Here is a 2,790-nt window from a genome sequence, read left to right on the forward strand (position 1 = left end):
AAAAAATGGGGGTGAATCATGTCTTCTTTAAAGTTAACCAAAACCGAATTTTGGGAAGGGGTTAGCGGCCTACACTCAAAGGGCGAGAGATTTTACTCACTTGTACGGAATGTAAAAATGGGGTCAGGCTTTGAAATATAACATTTTGCCGGCAACTGCAGATAAACCTGCACAAACGCAAAGCTCACAAATTACGCCAATGGCGGGACCGCCCTGTCCCGCGGTACGCGGGATTCATCTGTGCCGCACACGTTAGCCGCAATCGGCTTCAAGGTAGTTTATAAAAGTTTACAAAGTAAATATAATATATGTAGGATGCTATGATGCAGGTTGAGATGGACAGCATTTATAAAAATATACCTCTGGAAGAGATTCCTTGGAACATTGAGACTCCGCCAGACGCTTTAGCTGAGTTGGTCGATAGCGGAAAAGTGACACCCTGCAAAACTATTGATTTGGGCTGCGGTGCTGGTAACTATGCTATTTATCTTGCCAGTATAGGATTTGACGTTACAGGAATTGATATTTCCCCAGTGGCTATAGAGATTGCCGAAGAAAATGCAAAGAAGAAAGGAGTCAAGTGGAATTTTCTTGTTGCCGATGTTCTTGGGGATTTGGATGAAGTTAAGGAAACTTTTGATTTTGCTTATGACTGGGAGTTGTTGCATCATATATTCCCTGACAAAAGGAAGAAATATATTAAAAATGTGTATAGAATAATTAATCCAGGAGGGAAGTATCTTTCTGTTTGTTTCAGTGAGAAGGATCTTCAGTTTGGTGGCTCAGGGAAATACAGAGAAACACCACTGGGTACTATTTTGTATTTTTCTTCTGATGATGAATTGAGAGACCTTTTCGAACCATACTTCAACATAAAAGAATTAAAAACAATAGAGATCAGCGGTAAATTTGCACCTCATCTTGCAAACTATGCATTTATGGAGAGGAAATGAAAATATCCAAATGCGAAATTACCATGTTTGACTTGTTTAAAGTTTGAAAAACAGTTATCATAAAAAATAGAGGTATATTCAATGAAACGGATAATTTTAATTGATTTTGAAAATATACAAAGACTTGATTTTGAACTTATCGACACTACGAATACAGATATCATAATCTTTGTTGGTAAATCCCAGAGCAAAATACCCTTTCCCCTTGTTGAGAAGGCTCAAACTCTCGGTGACCGGATTACATGGCTTAAAATAGCTGGCGATGGTAAAAACAACCTCGATTTCCATATTGCCTTTGCATTAGGGTGCTTAAGTGAAAAATTGAAAAACGAAGTTGAGCTGATAATACTCTCGAAAGACAGCGGATTCGATTCTCTCATCAAGTATATAAATGATGTAGGTGTATATGCGAGAAGAATTGCAAATCTTACTGAATTAGCCGATAGTCAAAAACAGATGCCCTCATCTAAATTTACCAGCTATATAGTTGCCAATCTTAATAAGATCGATCCTCAGAAACGTCCAAGAACGAGAGATACATTAAAGAAGCACGTCGAATCATTATTAAGGGACAAAGCAGGTGCGAACGAAATAGATTCAATAATTGAAGAAATGTTCATCAAAAGTCTCTTAGCGCAGACTGGCAATCGACTTAAATACACCTTAGATTCTCAAAATTAAATACCGTCGTGTCTTCATACAACTTCATACAACTTCGCTTTACGCTATGCCTGTTAAAGGGGAATAGAGGTGGCTGAATATACCATCATTGCAACATCTACCTTTGGTCTGGAGTCGGTTGTCGCTCATGAGTTAAAGGTCCTTGGCTACAGTGATCTAACCGTTGAAAATGGGAAGGTTACGTTTACGGGGGATGAGAAGACTATTGCACGGTGCAATATCTGGCTCAGGACTGCGGACAGGATACTTATAAAGATTGCTGAGTTTAAGGCAACGGATTTTGAGGAGCTTTTTCAGGGTACACTTCGCATCCGATGGGAGGAGATTATCCCTGTGGACGGGAAGATGCATATTGTCGGTAAGTCGGTAAAATCAAAACTATTCAGCGTGAAAGATTGCCAGGCTATTGTAAAGAAGGCAATTGTAGAGGCGATGAAAAGAAAATACCGTACTTCGTGGTTTAAAGAAACAGGCCCTGTTTACAAGATAGAAATATCTATGTTGAAGGATACTGCTATACTCACAATAGATACATCAGGTCCAGGACTCCATAAAAGAGGATACAGGGAAAGGGCAGGGGAGGCACCACTCAGGGAGACACTCGCCGCAGGGCTTGTCTTATTGAGTAGATGGACCCTGGAAAGGATACTTGCTGACCCCTTTTGCGGTTCGGGCACAATTCCTATTGAGGCTGCCCTGATAGGGAAAAATATTGCCCCGGGACTCAAGAGGTCTTTTGTCTCCGAAGAATGGAAACAGATACCAAAAAGCGTGTGGGATTTGGCAAGAGAAGAGGCACATGCCCGGATAAACGATGCGGAATTCAGGATACTTGCCTCAGACAGTGATGGGGATGTGCTTAAAAAGGCAAGGGATAATGCCTTTCGCGCGGGTGTTACCGATTACATTGCATTTCAAAGGCTGCCTGTTGAAGAGTTTCGTTCAAGAAAGAAATACGGTTGTATTGTATGCAACCCGCCGTATGGAGAAAGGATAGGGGAATCGAAAGAAGTAGAAGATCTTTACAGAACAATGGGGAAGGTATTCTCAAAACTCGATATGTGGTCTTTCTTTATCTTATCTGCCCACCCGGCATTTGAAAGATTATTCGGTAAGAAGGCGGAAAAAAACAGAAAGATTTATAATGGTGACATAA

The 2,790-nt window shown here is 40.6% G+C and carries 3 protein-coding genes; all 3 read left to right on the plus strand.

The annotated features are described in order from the left end of the window. Positions 1–320: 320 nt before the first annotated feature. The gene (locus tag NTU69_05700) at positions 321–953 is read left to right on the plus strand and encodes a class I SAM-dependent methyltransferase (protein ID MCX5803014.1); all 633 of its coding nucleotides are present in this window, start codon (positions 321–323) and stop codon (positions 951–953) included. Positions 954–1,034: 81 nt separating this feature from the next. Next, positions 1,035–1,634, plus strand: a complete 600-nt coding sequence (locus NTU69_05705) for a PIN domain-containing protein (GenBank protein ID MCX5803015.1) — start codon at positions 1,035–1,037, stop codon at positions 1,632–1,634. A gap of 69 nt (positions 1,635–1,703) precedes the next feature. After that, positions 1,704–2,790: class I SAM-dependent RNA methyltransferase (locus NTU69_05710; GenBank protein MCX5803016.1), on the plus strand; the 1,087-nt coding region annotated here is incomplete at its 3' end.

Source organism: Pseudomonadota bacterium, from assembly GCA_026388215.1.
GTDB lineage: Bacteria > Desulfobacterota > Syntrophorhabdia > Syntrophorhabdales > Syntrophorhabdaceae > JAPLKF01.